The organism is Pseudomonas sp. CFBP 13727 (genome assembly GCF_014841915.1).
GTDB lineage: Bacteria > Pseudomonadota > Gammaproteobacteria > Pseudomonadales > Pseudomonadaceae > Aquipseudomonas > Aquipseudomonas baltica.
Genome location: NZ_JACYUT010000001.1, coordinates 430151 through 448835 on the forward strand (window position 1 = coordinate 430151; position 18685 = coordinate 448835).

Sequence of the window (18685 nt, forward strand, 5' to 3'; positions counted from 1 at the left end):
ATCTCCGGTGGCCTGCCATGACTAGAGCTTGCCGGCGTGGGAAAGGTTTCATTTGCGGCAGAGGTTGGGCGGAAATGCGGATGGGAGGTTGAAGAAGGTCATGTAGCAGCGGCGCGAGCCGCGTCGACGGTGGCCGCAGCCAGTCTGAATGAACGCGGTAGAACCGGACGCGGCTTGCGCCGCTGCTACAGGGGGGGGGTGGCCCTGGGCTCTGATTGCTGAGGTGCACCGCAGTTTGGGGGAAACTTGGGGTGCGTAATGTCATGATGTTACATGTTGGTGAGAAACTTCAGGAACTGCTCTTCGTCGAGGACCTTTATGCCCAGTTCGCTGGCCTTGGCCAATTTGGAGCCGGCGCCGGGGCCTGCCACGACGGTGTGGGTTTTGGCAGAAACCGAGCCGGAGACCTTGGCCCCAAGGGCTTCGAGCTTCTGCTTGGCTTCGTCGCGGCTCATCTGCTCCAGGGAGCCAGTCAGTACCCAGGTCTGTCCCGCCAGGGGCAGGCCTTCGACGACTTTTTTCTCGCTCGCCCAGTGCATGCCGAAGGTTTGCAACTGCGCTTCCACGGCCTTGGCCGTCTCGGCGTTGCGCGGCTCCTTGAAGTACTCGCGCACCGCCTCCGCCTGCCGGGCGTTGAGCGCCTGGCGCAGGTCGATGCCGTCGGCGGCGATGATCTGGTCCAGGCTGCCCAGCTTGGCCACCAGCTTCTCGGCGCCAGTCGGCCCTACCGAATTGATCTCCAGCTTGGCGATCATGCCGGCCAGGGTGGTGCTGGCGGCGTACTCGGGGTGTACGTCGCCCTCCTCCTGCAACTGCAGGCCGCGCTCGAGCAATTGCTGGATGACGCTGCGGTTGTGCGGATCTTCGAAGAAGCTGTGGATCTCGAAGGCCACTTCCAGGCCGACGTCCGGCAGATAAGTCAGCACCTGCGGCAGCGCTTCGCTGACGCGCTGCAGCGAGCCCAAGGAGCGCGCCAGCACCTTGGCAGTCTCCTCGCCCACATCAGGAATACCCAAGGCATAGATGAACCGCGCCAGGCTCGGCTGCTTGCTGTCGGCGATGGCCTTGAGCAGGTTGTTGCTGGACACCTCGGCGAAGCCGTCCAGCTTGACCACGTCGTCGAACTGCAGCGTGTAGAGGTCGGCGGGCGAACTGACCAGGCCTTCGTCGACCAACTGCTCGACGCTTTTTTCACCGAGCCCGTCGATGTCCATCGCCCGCCGCGAGACGAAATGTATGATCGCCTGTTTGAGTTGCGCACCACAGGCCAATCGCCCGACACAGCGATAGACCGCTCCTTCGCTGACGGTCTGCTTGCCCTTGCTGCGCTTGACCAGCTGGGTTCGCTCGACATGGGAGCCGCACACCGGGCAGGTTTCCGGCACCTGAACCGCACGGGCGTTGTCCGGCCGACGCTCGACCACCACCTGCATGACCTGGGGAATGACGTCACCGGCGCGACGGATGATCACGGTATCGCCAATCATCAAGCCCAGACGCGCCACTTCGTCCATGTTGTGCAGGGTAGCGTTGGCCACCGTGACGCCGGCCACCTTGACCGGCTTGAGCCGCGCCACGGGTGTAACGGCGCCGGTGCGGCCCACCTGAAATTCCACGTCGAGCAGTTCGGTGAGCTCTTCCATGGCGGGGAATTTATGGGCAATGGCCCAGCGCGGCTCGCGCGCGCGAAAGCCCAGCTCGCGCTGAGAGGCCACGCTGTTGACCTTGAACACCACACCGTCGATTTCATAGGGCAGCTGGGTTCGGCGGGCGCCGATGTCGTGGTAGTACTCCAGGCACTGCTCGATGTTTTCCGCGACCTTGAGCTCGCGACTGATCGGCATGCCCCATTTCTTGAGCTGTTCGAGGTTGCCGGTGTGGGTGGTGGCGATGTCTTCGGTAACCTGGCCGATGCCGTAGCAGCAGAATTCCAGGGGACGGCTAGCGGTGATCTTCGAGTCGAGCTGACGCAGGCTGCCGGCCGCAGCGTTGCGCGGGTTGGCGAAGGTCTTGCCGCCGACTTCCATCTGGCTGGCGTTGAGCCGCTCGAAGCCGGCCTTGGACATGTAAACCTCGCCGCGCACTTCCAGCACCGGTGGCCAGCCACTGCCGTGCAGCTTGAGCGGGATGTTGCGGATGGTGCGCACGTTGACACTGATGTCTTCGCCGGTGGTGCCATCGCCGCGGGTGGCGCCGCGAACCAGGGCGCCGTCCTGATACAGCAGGGAGACAGCCAGGCCGTCGAGCTTGGGTTCGCAGCTGTAGTGGATGGCCGCGCCGCTGCCGAACAGATCACCGGTGGGCAGGTCGAGGCCTTCGGTGACGCGGCGGTCGAATTCACGCAGGTCGACTTCTTCGAAGGCGTTGCCCAGGCTGAGCATGGGGATTTCGTGGCGCACCTGGGAGAACGCGGTCAATGCAGCGTTGCCGACGCGCTGCGTGGGCGAGTCGGGCGTGACCAGCTCGGGATGGGCGGCTTCGAGCGCTTTCAGTTCATGGAACAGACGGTCGTATTCGGCGTCGGGGATGCTGGGTTCGTCGAGCACGTGGTAACGGTAATTGTGCTGGTCGAGTTCGGCACGCAGTTCGAGGATACGGGTGGCGTCGGTCATGATCGGTTCTCGCTTGAAGCAAAAGAGCAGCCTGGGCTGCTCTTGGGTTGGATCTGGGGGTTCGGCGGCGCTCCGTTCGCGGGCACTGCCCGCTCCTACAAGGGCACGGGCTGCGGCAGTATCGGACTTACCGCTTGTGAGTCATGGCGCGGCGTTCGAATTCGACGATGCGCTGGCGGTAGTGCTCGATGGTCTGCGCGGTCAATACGCTGCGCTGGTCGTCCTTCAACTCGCCGTCCAGTTCATGGGCCAGCTTGCGCGCCGCGGCCACCATCACGTCGAAGGCCTGCTTGGGATGACGCGGGCCGGGCAGACCGAGGAAGAAGCTCACGGCACGGGTACTGAAATGGTCGATATCATCCAGATCGAAGATGCCCGGCTTGACCGCATTGGCCATGGAGAACAGCACTTCGCCATTGCCAGCCATGCTTTCGTGACGATGGAAAATGTCCATTTCGCCGAAGCGCAGGCCGCTTTCGAGGATGTTCTGCAGCAGCGCAGGGCCGCGGAAGCCGCTCTCGCTGCGCGAGATGACGCTGATCACCAGCACCTCTTCGACCGGTGGCAGGTCTTTCTCCACGGCCGGGGCACCGCTGCTGGAAAAACCCTTGCCCTCGCTGGCGAAATCGTCGTGGGCGTCACGCGCCGCTTTCATCGCAGGCTGCGGTTTGGCCGGCTTGGGCTCGCGTGCAGGCTTGGTCGGCCGGGCCTCGCGGGGCTCCTTGATCTCGTCCAGCTCCACGGCCAGGTTGAGATCAGCGTGGTCGGCCGACGGCTCGCGCTTGGCGCGCTGGTTGCCGCCGTCGCGCTGGGCGCTCATGGACGGCAGGTCATGCTCATCCAGTTGCGGCTCTTTATGAGCATCGAGTACGCGAGGCGGACCGAGCACTTCGGCGCCCGTGTCTTCCTCGGGAAGGTTGTTGATGTTGCGATCCAGGCGAAACTTGAGCTTGCCCTTGCCGCCACGCATCCGGCGCCAGCCGTCGAAAAGAATACCGGCAATGACAATGATGCCGATGAGGATCAGCCACTCGCGCAGACCGATTTCCATGTAATCCCGTGCCTCTATAAAAATGCTGAAAAATAAAGGGTGTGAACCCTCTTTAAGACGTGGCGCCAACTGTATGTTCTGACAGGCGTTTTCCCACGCGTAAACAAGACTTTGGTAAAACTAGCACGACCAGAAACAACTTTACACCGTCTGTCGCATTTGGCTCGATTTTAACGCCATGATAAGGGTTTTTCAGGCCTCGACCATGGCCAATGCCTCTTCCACGTCCACGGCCACCAGTCGCGAGCAACCGGGTTCGTGCATGGTCACCCCCATCAACTGATCGGCCATCTCCATGGCGATCTTGTTGTGGGTGATATAGATGAACTGCACCGTCTGCGACATCTCTTTCACCAACCGGGCGTAACGACCGACGTTGGCGTCGTCCAACGGTGCATCGACTTCGTCGAGCATGCAGAACGGCGCCGGATTCAGTTTGAAGATAGCGAAAACCAGGGCCAGTGCGGTCAAGGCTTTCTCTCCACCGGAGAGCAAATGAATGGTGCTGTTCTTCTTGCCGGGCGGACGCGCCATGATCGTCACCCCTGTATCGAGTAAATCTTCGCCCGTCAGTTCCAGATAAGCACTGCCACCACCGAAAACTTTTGGAAAAAGTGCCTGCAAACCGGCATTGATCTGGTCAAAGGTGTCCTTGAAGCGGCTGCGGGTTTCCTTGTCGATCTTGCGAATGACGTTTTCCAGGGTGTCCAGCGCTTCGGCCAGATCGGCGTTTTGCGCATCCAGATAGCGCTTGCGCTCGGATTGCTGCTGGTATTCGTCGATGGCCGCGAGGTTGATCGCGCCCAGGCGCTGGATGCGCCCGTCGATACGGTGCAGTTCTTCCTCGGCCTCCTGCTCGCTGGCCAACACGTCGAGGGTGGCGAGCACGCCGTGCAGGTCGTAGCCGTCGGCCTGCAGCTGCTCCTGCAGAGTCTTGCGCCGCACGCTGAGCCCCTGCCACTCCAGGCGGTGCTGTTCCAGCTGGCCGCGCAACAGCTGGCTCTGCTGCTCGGCCTGGGTGCGACGTTTTTCGACCTCGCGCAGCTCGCGATCGGCATCGTCCAGTGCCAGCCGCGCGTGGCGCATTTCTTCGTCGACGGCCATGCGCTGTCCGAGCAGGCCTTCGAGGTCCAGGCGCAGTTCTTCGAGCGGGGCCTCGCCCTCCTCCAGGTTCAAACTCAATTGTTCGCGTTTCTCGCCCAAACGCTCGGCCTGCAATTGCAGGCGTTCCAGCGCCTGGCCAGTGGAGTCGTGCTGGGCGCGCAGCGAGCCCAGGCGAACCGCCAACTGATGCGCGCGATCCTTGTGCTGGCGGGCGTCCTGGCGAATGCGCTCCAGGCCTTCGCGCAGGCTGTCGCGCTGCGCCATGAGCTGTTCGCGCTGTTCGGTGTCGATGGCCATGGCGTCGAGCGCGTCCTGCAACTGCAGGCGCGACTCACCGAGCTGCTCGTGTTCCAGGGCGCGCTGTTCGGCCAGTTCGCCGAGTTCTTCGTCGAGGCGCCGACGACGCAGCGCCAGCTGCTCGGCCCTGGCCCGGCTCGCCGAGAGCGTGGCCTTGAGCTCGCCCTGCTGACGGTTTTCATTCTGGATGCGGCGGCGCAGCTGTTCGCGCAGCTGTTCCTGGGCACCCTGCTGTTCACGGCAGGCCGCAAGCTGTTCCTGCAGTTGCGCAAGGGTCGCTTCGCGCGACTCGACGTCCAACTGCAGGGCCTGCAGCTCCTGCCCGCGGGCCAGAACTCCGCGGCTGGCGTCGTTGCCACGGCTGACGCGCAGAAAGTGCCGACCCAGCCAATAGCCGTCCTGGCTGACCAGGCTTTCGCCCGCGGCCAGTTGGCTGCGCTGGGCCAGCGCGGTGTCGAGGTCGGCGACCGTTCGCACCCCCGCGAGCCAGGGGCTCAGGTCGACCTGGCTGTGGACCTTGTGCAGCAGACTGTCTGGCAAAGCTACGGCGCCCGCAGCCGCGCTGATCAGGCGCAGTTCGCCCTGATCGAAGCCGGCCAGGTCGAGGCCTTGCAGATCATCGACCAGCACTGCCTGCAGATCGGCGCCCAACACGGTTTCCACCGCCAGCTCCCAGCCGGGCTCGACGCGCAGCCCTTCGGCCAGGCGCGGATGGCCGGCCAGCCCCTGTTGATCCAGCCACTGCGCGGTGCCCGTGCCCGGATCCAGCGCGGCCTGCTGCAAAGCCTCGAGGGAAGCCAGGCGGCCGTTGAGCCGCTGCAGCTCGCCCTGGGCCTGTTGCTGGGCCTGGGTCGCCTGTTGCAGTTGCTGACGGGTAGCGTCCAGCTGTTCGGCCTGTTGCCGTTCCTCGGCGGTCCACTCTTCGATGAGCATTTCGCTGCTGGCCAGCTGTTCAGCCAATTCCAGGATGGCGGCGTCTTCCGGGTCGGCCGCCAGCAGTTCGCGCTCTTCGCTATGCCGCCGCTGCCGCTCGGCCAGGCGCTGCATCGACAGTTCGAGCTGGGCGATGCGCGCCTGCTGAACTTCGGCCAGGCGCCGTGGCTCGGCCGAGTCAGTGTTGAACCGGTCCCACTGCTCCTGCCAACCGTGCATGCGGGTTTCCGCTTCTTCCAGCGCCGCCGCCGCTTCTTCGGCGGCGGCGCTGCTGGTCGCCTGCTCCGGCTCGAGCATGTCCAGCTCTTCGCCCAGGGTCGCCAGCAGGGTCTGGTCGTGGCCCAGGTGCGATTCGGTTTCCAGGCGAGCGCGTTCGGCTTCCTTGAAATCGTCCTGCAGTTGGCGCAGGCGCTGCTGGCCGTGCTGGATGTTCTGCTCGACCCGGGCGATGTCACCGCCCACGGAATAGAAGCGCGCCTGCACGGTATTGAAGCGTTCGGACAGCTCGTGATGGCCATCGCGCAGGCGCTCGATGCCCGCATCGGCGTTGCGCTGTTCTGCCACCAGCGCTTCGAAGGCCACCTCCTGATCGGCGATGACCGCTTCGCGCTGGCCCACCTGCTCGTTCAGGGTTTGCCAACGCAAGGCCGACAGCTGCGCCTTGAGCTGGCGTTCCTCGGCTTTGTACTGCTGGTATTTCTCGGCCGCCTGGGCCTGGCGGTGCAGGCGTTCGAGCTGGCGTTCCAGCTCTTCGCGCAGGTCGGTCAGGCGCGCCAGGTTCTCGTGGGTACGGCGAATGCGACTTTCGGTCTCGCGGCGGCGCTCCTTGTACTTGGAGATGCCGGCGGCTTCCTCGATGAAGTTGCGCAGGTCTTCGGGCTTGGCCTCGATCAGCTTGGAGATCATCCCCTGTTCGATGATCGAGTAGCTGCGCGGGCCCAGGCCGGTGCCGAGAAAGATGTCGGTGATGTCGCGGCGCCGACACTTGGTGCCGTTCAGGTAATAGGTGTTCTGGCTTTCGCGGGTGACCTTGCGCCGGATCGAGATTTCCGCGTAGGCCGCGTACTCGCCCACCAGCGTGCTGTCGCTGTTGTCGAACACCAGCTCGATGCTGGCCTGGCTGACCGGCTTGCGGCTGGTGGAGCCGTTGAAGATGACGTCGGTCATCGACTCGCCGCGCAGGTTCTTCGCCGAGCTCTCGCCCATGACCCAGCGCACGGCGTCGATGATGTTGGACTTGCCGCAACCGTTGGGCCCGACCACGGCAGCCATATTGCTGGGGAAGTTGACCGTGGTCGGGTCGACGAACGACTTGAACCCGGCCAGGCGAATACACTTGAGGCGCATGCTCAGCGCGCCGCCAGGGCGCTGAGCACCAGTTCACAGCTGCGCTGGCAGTATTCGCCGAGAACCTTGCGGATGAGCTGCGGATCGCGCGCGGAAACCGCCTGCAGCAGCCGCCCGAACAAGGCCAGGTATTCGCTCATCGAGGCCTTGCGCTGCTCCAGGGCCAGGTAGTAGGTGCGGTTCATGGCCGGCTGGAGGTTCTCGATGGTTTCTTGCAGGTACGGGTTGTTGGCGAACGGATAGGCGGCGCGCATGACGTTGAAGCTGTCCTCGACGAAGGCGGTGATGTCCTGGCGCTCGTAGCTGGTCTGCAGGCGTTGCTGGATGACCAGGAACGGTGCGAGGTCGGCCTCGGTCTGCCAGCGCTGGGCCACGGCGTCGCCGAGCATGATGTACATCTCGCCCATCAGGGCACAGAGGCTGCGCACCTTGTGCTCGGTGAGTTCGCTGACCTGGGCGCCGCGCCGCGGCAGGATCTCGACCAGGTGGCGGCGCTCGAGAATCAACAGGGCTTCGCGCACCGAGCCGCGGCTGACGTTCAGCGCCTGGGTGACCTTGAGTTCCTGAATGCGCTCGGCCGGCTTGAGCTCACCGCTGATGATGCGCTCGGCCAGATGATGGGCAATTTGCTCGGCGAGGCTGTCCGGCGCCTTGAACGTCATGGGTTTCCTTCGACAATCGGTAATCGGCAAGCTGTGATCAAAGCATGCGGCGCAGTGTACTCCAATTGAACGGCAAAGGCGGCAGTTGGCACGGATGTGGCTTGGCAAAGGCATGACTGCCGGGGTGCAGGCAACGGGTTCGCGAAACTTCCTGACCCGCAGGTCAGCTAATCGTTGACCGCTTCCCGGCCGCCGCATAGATTCTGCTCAAGGCAGACCCAAGAATCAGGTGTCGTGAGGCCATCCGTGATCCAGTTTCTCTTGAATCAACAGCTGCATACCGAGCACGCCCTGGACCCGAACCTGACCGTGCTCGACTACCTGCGCACCGATCTGGCGCGCCCAGGCACCAAAGAGGGGTGCGCCAGCGGCGATTGCGGTGCGTGCACGGTGGTCATCGGCGAACTGGTAGAAGACGGCGCGCAGGCGCAGATGCGCTATCGCAGCAGCAACGCCTGCCTGACCTTCGTCGCCAGCCTGCACGGCAAGCAACTGCTCAGTGTCGAGGACCTCAAGCATCAGGGCCGCCTGCACAGCGTGCAGCAGGCCATGGTCGACTGCCATGGCTCGCAGTGCGGGTTCTGCACCCCTGGCTTCGTCATGTCGCTGTTTGCCCTGCAGAAGAACCAACCCCAGGCCAGCCGCGATCAGGCCTGCGAAGCACTGGCCGGCAACCTGTGTCGCTGCACCGGCTACCGGCCGATTCTCGACGCCGCGGCCCAGGCCTGCGGCGGAACTGCGCTGCCCGATCAGTTCGACAGCCAGCGGGCGCAGACCATCGCCAGGCTGAAAACCATTGCACCGGCGCACACCGACGAACTCCACGGCGGCAACAACCGTTGCCTGGTGCCCTTGACCGTGGCCGATCTGGCCGAGCTGTACAGCGAGCAGCCCGAGGCACGGCTGCTGGCCGGCGGCACCGACCTGGCGCTGGAGGTGACCCAGGCGCACCGGGTGCTGCCGGTGATGATCTACGTGGGCCATGTGGCCGAGATGAAGCGCATCGACATTTTCGACGACCGCCTGGAGATCGGCGCGGCCACGCCGCTGACCGACTGCTATCAGGCACTGGCGCACGAGTACGCGGATTTCGGCCACCTGCTGCACCGCTTCGCCTCGTTGCAGATCCGCAACCAGGCCACCCTGGGCGGGAACATCGGCAATGCGTCGCCGATCGGTGATACCCCGCCGCTGCTGCTGGCCCTGGGCGCACAGGTGGTACTGCGCAAAGGCTCGCGCAGCCGCACCCTGCCCCTGCAGGACTATTTCATCGACTACCGCATCACCGCTCGCGAAGACGGCGAGTTCATCGAGAAGGTCATCGTGCCCCGCGCCGACCCGCGCCGGGCTTTCCGCGCCTACAAGGTGTCGAAACGCCTGGACGATGACATTTCCGCGGTTTGCGCCGCGTTCGACCTGTTGATCGAAGACGGTGTGGTGCACGAGGTGCGCGCCGCCTTTGGCGGCATGGCGGCAATTCCCAAACGCGCTGCGGCCTGCGAATCGGCACTGCTCGGCAAGCCCTGGAACAAGGCCAGCGTCGAGGCCGCCTGCGCCGCCCTGGCCGAGGACTTCACACCGCTGTCGGATTTTCGCGCGAGCAAGCAGTACCGCCTGCTGACCGCACAGAACCTGCTGCGCAAGTGTTTCCTCGAGCTGCAGTCGCCACACATTCAAACGCGGGTGAGCGCCCATGTCTGAGCATCCAGCGCCCGACAGCCAGGCACGCATGGCTGAACTGTTCGCCCAGGGCCTGACCACCGGCGTTGGCCGGGGCGTCAAGCACGACAGCGCCGACAAGCACGTCACCGGTGAGGCGGTGTACATCGACGACCGCCTGGAATTCCCCAACCAGCTGCACGTGTACGCCCGGCTTTCCGACCGTGCCCACGCGCGCATCGTGCGCATCGACACGTCGGCCTGCTACACCATTCCCGGCGTGCGCCTGGCAATCACCCACGAGGACATTCCCGGCCTAAAGGACATCGGCCCGCTGCTGCCGGGCGACCCGCTGCTGGCGATCGACAAGGTAGAGTTCGTTGGCCAGCCGGTGCTGGCCGTGGCGGCGCGCGACCTCGACAGCGCCCGCCGCGGGGCGATGGCCGCCGTGATCGAGTACGAAGATCTGCCGCCGGTGCTGGACGTGGTCGAGGCGCTGCGGCAGAAGCATTTCGTGCTCGACAGCCACACCCACCAGCGCGGTGATTCGGCGACCGCTCTGGCCAGCGCCACCCATCGCCTGCAGGGCAGCCTGCACATCGGTGGCCAGGAGCATTTCTACCTGGAGACGCAGATCAGCTCGGTGATGCCCACCGAGGACGGCGGCATGATCGTCTACTGCTCGACGCAGAACCCCACCGAGGTGCAGAAGCTGGTGGCCGAAGTGCTGGGCGTGTCGATGAGCCAGGTGGTGGTGGACATGCGCCGCATGGGTGGCGGCTTCGGCGGCAAGGAAACCCAGGCGGCCAGCCCGGCCTGTCTGTGCGCGGTGGTGGCGCACCTGACCGGGCAGCCGACCAAGATGCGCCTGCCGCGGGTCGAGGACATGCTCATGACCGGCAAGCGCCACCCCTTCTACATCGAGTACGACGTCGGTTTCGACGACAGCGGGCGCCTGCACGGGATCAACCTGGACCTGGCCGGCAACTGCGGCTACTCCCCTGACCTGTCGGCATCCATCGTCGACCGGGCGATGTTCCATGCCGACAACGCCTATTACCTGGGCGACGCCACCATCAATGGCCACCGCTGCAAGACCCACACCGCGTCGAACACCGCCTACCGTGGCTTCGGCGGCCCCCAGGGCATGGTCGCCATCGAGGAAGTGATGGACCGCATCGCCCGCCACCTGGCCCTCGACCCGCTGGCGGTTCGCAAGGCCAACTACTACGGCAAGACCGAGCGCAACGTCACCCACTACTATCAGACGGTGGAGCACAACCTGCTCGAAGAGATCACCGCCGAGCTCGAAGCCAGCTGCGACTATGGCCCGCGCCGCGAGGCGATCCGCGCGTTCAACGCCGACAGCCCGATATTGAAGAAAGGCCTGGCACTGACGCCGGTGAAGTTCGGTATCTCGTTCACCGCCAGCTTCCTCAACCAGGCCGGGGCGCTGATCCATATCTACACCGACGGCAGCATTCACCTGAACCACGGCGGCACCGAAATGGGCCAGGGCTTGAACGTCAAGGTCGCGCAGGTGGTGGCCGAGGTGTTCCAGGTCGATATCGGCCGCATCCAGATCACCGCGACCAATACCGACAAGGTGCCCAACACCTCCCCCACCGCGGCTTCCAGTGGCGCCGACCTGAACGGCAAGGCGGCGCAGAACGCCGCGCTGATCCTCAAGCAGCGGCTGGTGGAGTTCGCCGCCCGGCACTATCGGGTCAGTGAAGAAGACGTGGCGTTCAGCAACGGCCACGTGCGCGTACGGGACCAGTTGCTGACGTTCCAGAGCCTGGTGCAGCAGGCGTGGATGGGCCAGGTGTCGCTGTCCAGCACCGGTTATTACAAGACGCCGAAGATCCACTACGACCGCAGCCTGGCGCGCGGCCGACCGTTCTACTATTTCGCCTACGGCGCGGCGTGCTGCGAAGTGCTGATCGACACGCTGACCGGCGAGTACAAGCTGTTGCGCACCGATATCCTGCATGACGTCGGCGCCTCGTTGAACCCGGCCATCGACCTCGGCCAGGTTGAAGGCGGCTTCCTGCAGGGGGTGGGCTGGCTGACGTGCGAGGAACTGGTGTGGAGCGACCAAGGCAAGCTGCTGACCAGCGGGCCGGCCTCGTACAAGATTCCGGCGGTGGCCGACATGCCACAGGATCTGCGCGTGCACCTGGTTGAGAACCGCAAGAACCCGGAAGACACGGTGTTCCATTCCAAGGCCGTGGGCGAGCCGCCGTTCATGCTGGGAATCGCCGCCTGGTGCGCGATCAAGGACGCCGTGGCGAGCCTGGGTGATTACCGCCTGCAACCGAACATCGACGCCCCCGCCACCCCGGAACGGGTGCTCTGGGGCTGCGAGCAGATGCGCAAGGCGACCGAGGGGAGCACTGCCCATGACTGACTGGATCGGCGCGCTGGCCGAGCATCAGGCCCGCGGCGAAGCCTGCGTGCTGGTGACCATCATCGAAGAAAAGGGCTCTACGCCGCGCAACGCCGGGGCCAAGATGGTGGTCAGTGCCACCGCCCTGTACGACACCATCGGCGGCGGTCATCTGGAGTACAAGTGCCTGCACATCGCTCGACAGATGCTCGCCGAAGGCACCCGCGCCACGCGCCTGGAACGCTTCAGCCTGGGCGCCAGCCTGGGCCAATGCTGCGGCGGTGCCACGGTGCTGCTGTTCGAGCCCATGCTGCAGGCGCAGGCGCAAGTGGTGGTGTTCGGCGCTGGCCACGTCGGCCGCGCGCTGGTGCCCCTGCTGGCGAGCCTGCCGTGCCGGGTGCGTTGGGTCGATTCGCGGGCCGACGAGTTTCCGCCAAGCCTGCCCGATGGGGTCTGCCAGGTGATCACCGACGAGCCGGTGGATGAAGTGGCGAGCCTGCCGGCGGGCAGCTACTGCATCGTCATGACCCACGACCACTCGCTCGATCTGGAGTTGACCCGGGCCATTCTCGAACGCAACGATTTCACCTGGTTCGGCCTGATCGGCTCGGCCACCAAGCGCGCCCGCTTCGAGCATCGCCTGCGCGACCGCGGCATCGCGCCCAGTGTAGTGCAGCGCATGCGCTGCCCCATGGGCCTGGCGGCAGTCAAAGGCAAGCTGCCGATGGAAATCGCCGTTTCCATCGCCGCCGAGATCATCGCCACCTACAATGCGCACTTTGGCGCCCGCGCCGAGCCGGGGACAGCCAGCTCGCCGGAGGTCGCCCAACTGCTGCCGCGCTCGCGCCGCAGCCCCGTTACCTTGAGAGATGCACCATGAGCCTTACCCGCAAAGCCTATCGCGCCGCGATCCTGCACAGCCTCGACGACCCTGCCCTGGTCGGTGTCCAGGCCTCCTACCAATACTTCGCCGATGGCGTGCTGGTGGTGGAGGACGGTCGCATCCTGGCGCTGGGCGCGGCCGACGAGGTGCTGCCGACGCTGCCGGCCACCGTCGAGATCACTCATTACCCGGATGCCTTGATCACCCCCGGTTTCATCGACACCCACATTCATTTTCCACAGACCGGCATGGTCGGTTCCTATGGCGAGCAACTGCTGGACTGGCTGAACGAGTACACCTTCCCGTGCGAAGGCCAGTTCAGCGACAAGGCCCATGCCGACCAAGTGGCGGATATCTTCCTCAAGGAACTGCTGCGCAACGGCACCACCACCGCGCTGGTGTTCGGCAGCGTTCACCCTGAATCGGTCGACGCCCTGTTCGAAGCCGCCGAGGCCCTGGACCTGCGGCTGATCGCTGGCAAGGTGATGATGGACCGCAACGCCCCGGACTACCTGACCGATACTGCCGACAGCAGCTATGCCCAGAGCAAGGCGCTGATCGAGCGCTGGCACGGCAAGGGCCGCCTGCACTACGCGGTGACGCCACGCTTCGCGCCGACCAGCAGCGAGGCGCAGTTGACCCTGGCCGGGCAATTGCTGCGCGAATACCCGGACGTCTACCTGCAGACCCACATCAGCGAGAACCTCAAGGAAATCGAGTGGGTCAAGGCGCTGTTCCCCGAGCGGCGCAACTACCTGGACGTGTACGACCATTACCAGCTGCTCGGCGAGCGCTCGGTGCTGGCCCACGGCGTGCACCTGTGCGACGAGGAATGCCAGCGCCTGGCCGAAACCGGCTCGGCCATCGCCTTCTGCCCCACCTCGAACCTGTTCCTGGGCAGCGGCCTGTTCAACCTGCCCCAGGCCGAGCGTTTCAAGGTCAATGTCGGCCTGGGCACCGACGTCGGCGGCGGCACCAGCTTCTCGCTGCTGCAGACCCTGAACGAGGCGTACAAGGTCATGCAGTTGCAGGGTGAAAAGCTCAACCCGTTCAAGTCGCTGTACCTGGCGACCCTGGGCGGCGCCCGCGCACTGCGCCTGGAAGACCGCATCGGCACGCTGCAACCAGGCACCGACGCCGACTTCGTGGTGCTCGACTACCATGCCACGCCGCTGCTGAGCTATCGCATCGGCCAGGCCAAGACCTTCGAGGAAGTGCTGTTCGTGCTGATGACCCTGGGCGACGACCGCGCGGTGCTGCAGACCTACGCCGCAGGGCGCCAAGTGCACAGCCGCGACTGATCGCCGCGGACATTCACATGGAACTTTTGCAGGAAAATGCCCCCTCAATCGGGTACCCTGCCCACTTTTTCAGAAAGGAGAATCACCATGGCTAAAGCCACTGCCCGCCACATCCTGGTTGCCGACGAAGCCAAGTGCAACGACCTCAAGGCCCAGATCGAAGGCGGCGCCGATTTCGCGGAGATCGCCAAGGCCAACTCCACCTGCCCGTCCAGCCGCCAAGGTGGCGATCTGGGTTCGTTCGGCCCAGGCCAGATGGTCAAGGAATTCGACACCGTCGTGTTCAGCGCGCCGATCAACGTCGTGCAGGGCCCGGTGAAGACCCAGTTCGGTTACCACCTGCTGGAAGTCACCAGCCGCCAGGACTGATCAGTCCGCGGTCTGCGTTACACCCGAACGGCCCGTCTATCGCGGGCCGTTCTGCATTTGCAATGCCACCGGGCCATGATGTTAGGCTGCACCCTTCGCTCTTCGACTCAGGCAGACAATGCGCGCAGCTTTCCTCTCATTCGTTCTTTGTGCCCTGTTCACCACCGCGAGCAATGCCCAGGCTGCGCCGCAGCACGCATTGACCGTCTACGGCGAAGCGCCCCGCTACCCTGCCGACTTCCAGCATTTCGACTATGTGAATCCCGACGCGCCCAAGGGCGGCAGCCTGCGTCGCTCGGCGGTGGAGATCGGCCAGTACGACCACATTCTGCCGTACATCGACAAGGGCATTGGCGTCAGCCAGGTCGACGGCCTGCTCTACGCCCCTCTGGCGGTGCGCTCGCTGGACGAGCCGTACACCGTGTACGGGCTGGTGGCCGAGCGCATGGAGCGCGCTGAAGACGGCCTGTGGCTGCGCTTCTACCTCAACCCCAAGGCGGTGTTCGCCGACGGCCAGCCGATCACCGCGCAGGACGTGCGCTACACCTTCGAGCTGTTGATGCGCGAAGGCAGCCTGGGCTACCGCACGCAGTTCGCCAATGTCGCGGACGTGCAGGTCGAGGGCCCACGGCAGGTGCGCTTCAACTTCAAGAACGCCGAAAGCCGCACCCTGCCGCTGGACCTGGCGACACTGCCGGTGCTGCCCGAACACTGGTGGAAAACCCGCGACTTCGCCAACGGCGGCGGCTTCGAGGCACCGCTGGGCAGCGGCCCGTACCGTATCGACAAGATCGACAACGGCCGCAGCATCACCTTCCAGCGCAACCCCGACTGGTGGGGCAAGGACCTGCCCGAAGCACGCGGCATGTACAACTTCGACCGCTTCAGCATCGAGTACTTCGGCGACACCGATGTGGCTCGCCAGGTGCTGCGCGGCGGCGGTTACGACTACAACCGCGAGTTCTCCGCCACCGCCTATACCATCGGCTACAACGGCCCGGCGCTCGACGATGGCCGCCTGCAACGCGCGCACCTGGCCAAGCAGGGCCTGCAATCGGCCCAGGGCTTCATTTTCAATCTGCAGCGACCGGTGTTCCAGGACCGCCGCGTGCGCCAGGCGCTGGCCATGCTCTGGGACTTCGAATGGAGTAACCGGCAGATGATGCGCGGCATGTACATCCGGCAGCAGAGCTTCTTCTCCAACAGCCCGCTGGCCGCCCGTGAATTGCCCAGCGACGGCGAATTGCAGATTCTGGAAAAACTGCGTGGCCAGGTGCCGGATGAAGTGTTCAGCAAAGTCTTTCATGCGCCCGTCAGCGACGGCTCGGGCTTGATCCGCGACAAGCAGTTGCAAGCCTTGCGCCTGCTGCAGCTGGCCGGCTGGCACGCCGACGGCGACCGTCTGGTGAACGCCGAAGGCCAGCCGCTGAGCTTCACCTTTCTCAATACCCAGAACGGTCTGGAGCGCTTGCTGCTGCCGTGGAAACGCAACCTGGCGCAGATCGGCATCACCATGGAGATTCGTCGCATCGATTCCTCGCAGTACGTCAACCGCTTGATGGCGCGCGACTACGACATGATCATCAGCGGCTACCCGGTGACCCCGACGCCGGGCATCGAGCTGTACAACTTCTTCGGCTCGAGCGTGGCCACCGACCCCGGCTCGAACAACCTGATGGTGCTCAAGGACCCGGCCGTGGACCAGTTGATCAATGGCCTCGGCGCGGCCAGCACGCAACCGCAGATGCGCGACTACGCGCACGCCCTCGACCGGGTGCTGCAGTGGAACTACTACTGGGTGCCCAACTATTACCCGCCGGGCACCTCCACGGTGTGGTGGAACCGCTTCGGCATGCCCGCCTCGCCAGCGCCCAATGACCCGGCCATCGAAACCTGGTGGGAGGTCAGCCCGACGGCGCTGACCACCGAACAGATGCGCGACCGCCTGACAGGGAAGACTCACTGATGCTGGGTTACACGCTACGTCGCCTGCTGCTGATCGTGCCGACCTTGCTGGCGATCCTGCTGGTCAATTTCGCCATCGTCCAGGCCGCGCCGGGCGGCCCGGTCGAGCAAGCCATCGCGCGCCTGCAGGGCGTAGGCGGCGCCAGCGTCACCGGTGGCGGCGGCGACACGCTGCAGGGCGGCTCGCGGGCCAGCCGTGGCCTGGACCCGAAACTGATCAAGGACATCGAGCGCCAGTACGGTTTCGACAAACCGGCCCACGAGCGCCTGTGGCTGATGATCAAGAGCTACGCGGTGCTGGATTTCGGCAGCAGCTTCTTTCGCGGCGCCAAGGTCACCGACCTGATCTTGGACAAGATGCCGGTGACCCTCTCGCTGGGCTTCTGGGCCACCTTGATCACCTACCTGGTGTCGATCCCGCTGGGCATTCGCAAGGCGGTGCATCATGGCAGCCGCTTCGACATCTGGAGCAGCAGCCTGATCATCATCGGCTATGCCATGCCGGCGTTCCTGTTCGCCATGCTGCTGATCGTGGTGTTCGCCGGCGGCACCTCGTTGAACTGGTTTCCGGTGCGCGGGCTGGTCTCGGACAATTTCGCCGAGCTCAGCCTGCTGGGCAAGGTCGCCGACTACTTCTGGCACCTGGTGCTGCCGGTCACCTCGCTGGTGATCGGTGGTTTCGCCACCTTGACCATTCTTACCAAGAATTCCTTCCTCAACGAGGTCACCCGGCAATACGTGGTGACGGCGCGGGCCAAGGGCCTGAGCGAGCAACGGGTGCTATACGGCCATGTGTTCCGCAACGCCATGCTGCTGGTGGTGGCCGGCCTGCCACAGGCGTTCATCAGCGTGTTCTTCGCCGGTTCGTTGCTTATCGAGGTGATCTTTTCCCTCGACGGGCTCGGTCGCCTGAGCTATGAGGCCGCCGTGGCGCGGGATTATCCGGTGGTGTTCGGCTCGTTGTTCATCTTTACCCTGCTGGGGCTGCTGATCAAACTGATCGGCGACCTGTGCTACACCCTGGTCGATCCCCGCATCGACTTCAGCGCGAGGAATGCCTGATGCGCCTGTCGCCCCTGGCCCGTCGTCGCCTGGACCGCTTCAAGCAGAACCGTCGCGGCTGGTGGTCGCTGTGGCTGTTCCTGGCCCTGTTCGCCCTGACGCTGGGCGGCGAGCTGGTCGCCAATGACAAACCGCTGGTGCTCAAGTACGACGGCGAGCTGTATTTCCCGGTGTTCAAGCGCCATACCGAGCAGGAATTCGGCGGCCAGCTGCCGTTCCAGGCCGACTACCGCAGCGAGTATGTGCGGCAGTTGATCGAGGCGCGCGGCGGCTGGATGCTGTTTCCGCCGATTCCGTTCAGCGCCGACACGCCCAACTACGACCTGAGCCAACCGGCGCCCAGCCCGCCGTCGACCACCAACTGGCTGGGCACCGACGACCAGTCGCGCGATGTGCTGGCGCGGGTCATCTTCGGCGCGCGGGTGTCGATCCTGTTTGCCCTCGCATTGACCTTGATCAGCTCACTGATCGGCATCGGCGCCGGTGCTCTGCAGGGCTACTACGGCGGTTGGGTGGACCTGTTCGGCCAGCGTCTGCTGGAGGTCTGGTCTGGGCTGCCGGTGCTTTACCTGCTGATCATCCTGTCGGGCTTCGTCGAACCCAATTTCTGGTGGTTGCTGGGGATCATGGCGCTGTTTTCCTGGTTGGCGCTGGTGGACGTGGTGCGCGCCGAGTTCCTGCGCGGGCGCAATCTGGAATACGTCAAGGCAGCGCGAGCGCTGGGGCTGTCGGACCGCAAGATCATTCTGCGGCACATTCTGCCCAACGCCATGAACGCGACCCTGAGCTTTCTGCCGTTCATTCTGACCGGGGCGATTTCCACGCTGACGGCGTTGGATTTCCTCGGTTTCGGCATGCCGGCCGGTAGCGCTTCGCTGGGGGAATTGATTGCCCAGGGCAAGCAGAACCTGCAGGCACCCTGGTTGGGGTTTACCGCGTTTTTCACGCTGGCGCTGATACTGTCGCTGCTGGTGTTCATTGGAGAGGGGCTGCGCGATGCGTTCGATCCGCGTGCTTGACTGGCGATTTGTAGGGGTTCATTCGCGGCCGC

The 18685-nt window shown here is 64.7% G+C and carries 12 protein-coding genes; 8 read left to right on the forward strand and 4 right to left on the reverse strand.

Annotated elements, in window-relative coordinates; translation table 11 throughout:
* Nucleotides 1-269: 269 nt before the first annotated feature.
* The 4 genes from ligA to IFT76_RS01805 form a co-directional block, all read right to left on the reverse strand.
* Complete coding sequence (ligA, locus tag IFT76_RS01790) at nucleotides 270-2612, reverse strand: NAD-dependent DNA ligase LigA (protein ID WP_192057221.1); 2343 nt, start codon at nucleotides 2610-2612, stop codon at nucleotides 270-272.
* Between the two features lie 127 nt (nucleotides 2613-2739).
* Entirely contained in the window at nucleotides 2740-3663 is a 924-nt protein-coding gene (zipA, locus tag IFT76_RS01795; RefSeq protein WP_192057222.1) for a cell division protein ZipA, read from the reverse strand.
* 192 nt (nucleotides 3664-3855) lie between these two features.
* Nucleotides 3856-7344, reverse strand: coding sequence for a chromosome segregation protein SMC (gene smc, locus IFT76_RS01800; protein ID WP_192057223.1), 3489 nt, complete (start codon nucleotides 7342-7344; stop codon nucleotides 3856-3858).
* Between the two features lie 2 nt (nucleotides 7345-7346).
* Nucleotides 7347-8006, reverse strand: coding sequence for a GntR family transcriptional regulator (locus IFT76_RS01805; RefSeq protein WP_192057224.1), 660 nt, complete (start codon nucleotides 8004-8006; stop codon nucleotides 7347-7349).
* Between the two features lie 246 nt (nucleotides 8007-8252).
* On the opposite strand from IFT76_RS01805, the gene xdhA reads away from it, so the two are divergent.
* From xdhA to IFT76_RS01845, 8 genes are all read left to right on the forward strand, one after another.
* Complete coding sequence (gene xdhA / locus IFT76_RS01810) at nucleotides 8253-9707, forward strand: xanthine dehydrogenase small subunit (protein WP_192057225.1); 1455 nt, start codon at nucleotides 8253-8255, stop codon at nucleotides 9705-9707.
* Entirely contained in the window at nucleotides 9700-12075 is a 2376-nt protein-coding gene (gene xdhB / locus IFT76_RS01815; RefSeq protein WP_192057226.1) for a xanthine dehydrogenase molybdopterin binding subunit, read from the forward strand. Before xdhA ends, xdhB begins: the two co-directional genes overlap by 8 nt.
* Entirely contained in the window at nucleotides 12068-12934 is an 867-nt protein-coding gene (gene xdhC / locus IFT76_RS01820) for a xanthine dehydrogenase accessory protein XdhC (RefSeq protein ID WP_192057227.1), read from the forward strand. Before xdhB ends, xdhC begins: the two co-directional genes overlap by 8 nt.
* Nucleotides 12931-14238 (forward strand): guanine deaminase, encoded by a 1308-nt coding sequence (gene guaD, locus IFT76_RS01825; RefSeq protein ID WP_192057228.1) that lies wholly within the window; start codon nucleotides 12931-12933, stop codon nucleotides 14236-14238. Before xdhC ends, guaD begins: the two co-directional genes overlap by 4 nt.
* Before the next feature lie 87 nt (nucleotides 14239-14325).
* Nucleotides 14326-14607, forward strand: a complete 282-nt coding sequence (locus tag IFT76_RS01830) for a peptidylprolyl isomerase (RefSeq protein ID WP_043189047.1) — start codon at nucleotides 14326-14328, stop codon at nucleotides 14605-14607.
* 118 nt (nucleotides 14608-14725) lie between these two features.
* Nucleotides 14726-16573, forward strand: coding sequence for an extracellular solute-binding protein (locus tag IFT76_RS01835; RefSeq protein ID WP_192057229.1), 1848 nt, complete (start codon nucleotides 14726-14728; stop codon nucleotides 16571-16573).
* Nucleotides 16573-17634 carry a microcin C ABC transporter permease YejB gene (locus IFT76_RS01840; protein WP_192054449.1) on the forward strand — a complete coding sequence of 354 codons (1062 nt, stop codon included), beginning with the start codon at nucleotides 16573-16575 and terminating at the stop codon, nucleotides 17632-17634. The genes IFT76_RS01835 and IFT76_RS01840 overlap by 1 nt, the downstream gene beginning before the upstream one ends.
* The gene (locus IFT76_RS01845) at nucleotides 17631-18653 is read left to right on the forward strand and encodes an ABC transporter permease (RefSeq protein ID WP_192054519.1); all 1023 of its coding nucleotides are present in this window, start codon (nucleotides 17631-17633) and stop codon (nucleotides 18651-18653) included. The genes IFT76_RS01840 and IFT76_RS01845 overlap by 4 nt, the downstream gene beginning before the upstream one ends.
* Nucleotides 18654-18685: the final 32 nt, after the last annotated feature.

Bases quoted from the DNA above. Each gene is read 5' to 3' on its own strand.
- ligA (WP_192057221.1), bottom strand. From the start codon at position 2,612: ATGACCGACGCCACCCGTATCCTCGAACTGCGTGCCGAACTCGACCAG.
- zipA (WP_192057222.1), bottom strand. From the start codon at position 3,663: ATGGAAATCGGTCTGCGCGAGTGGCTGATCCTCATCGGCATCATTGTC.
- smc (WP_192057223.1), bottom strand. From the start codon at position 7,344: ATGCGCCTCAAGTGTATTCGCCTGGCCGGGTTCAAGTCGTTCGTCGAC.
- IFT76_RS01805 (WP_192057224.1), bottom strand. From the start codon at position 8,006: ATGACGTTCAAGGCGCCGGACAGCCTCGCCGAGCAAATTGCCCATCAT.
- xdhB (WP_192057226.1), top strand. From the start codon at position 9,700: ATGTCTGAGCATCCAGCGCCCGACAGCCAGGCACGCATGGCTGAACTG.
- xdhC (WP_192057227.1), top strand. From the start codon at position 12,068: ATGACTGACTGGATCGGCGCGCTGGCCGAGCATCAGGCCCGCGGCGAA.
- guaD (WP_192057228.1), top strand. From the start codon at position 12,931: ATGAGCCTTACCCGCAAAGCCTATCGCGCCGCGATCCTGCACAGCCTC.
- IFT76_RS01830 (WP_043189047.1), top strand. From the start codon at position 14,326: ATGGCTAAAGCCACTGCCCGCCACATCCTGGTTGCCGACGAAGCCAAG.
- IFT76_RS01835 (WP_192057229.1), top strand. From the start codon at position 14,726: ATGCGCGCAGCTTTCCTCTCATTCGTTCTTTGTGCCCTGTTCACCACC.
- IFT76_RS01840 (WP_192054449.1), top strand. From the start codon at position 16,573: ATGCTGGGTTACACGCTACGTCGCCTGCTGCTGATCGTGCCGACCTTG.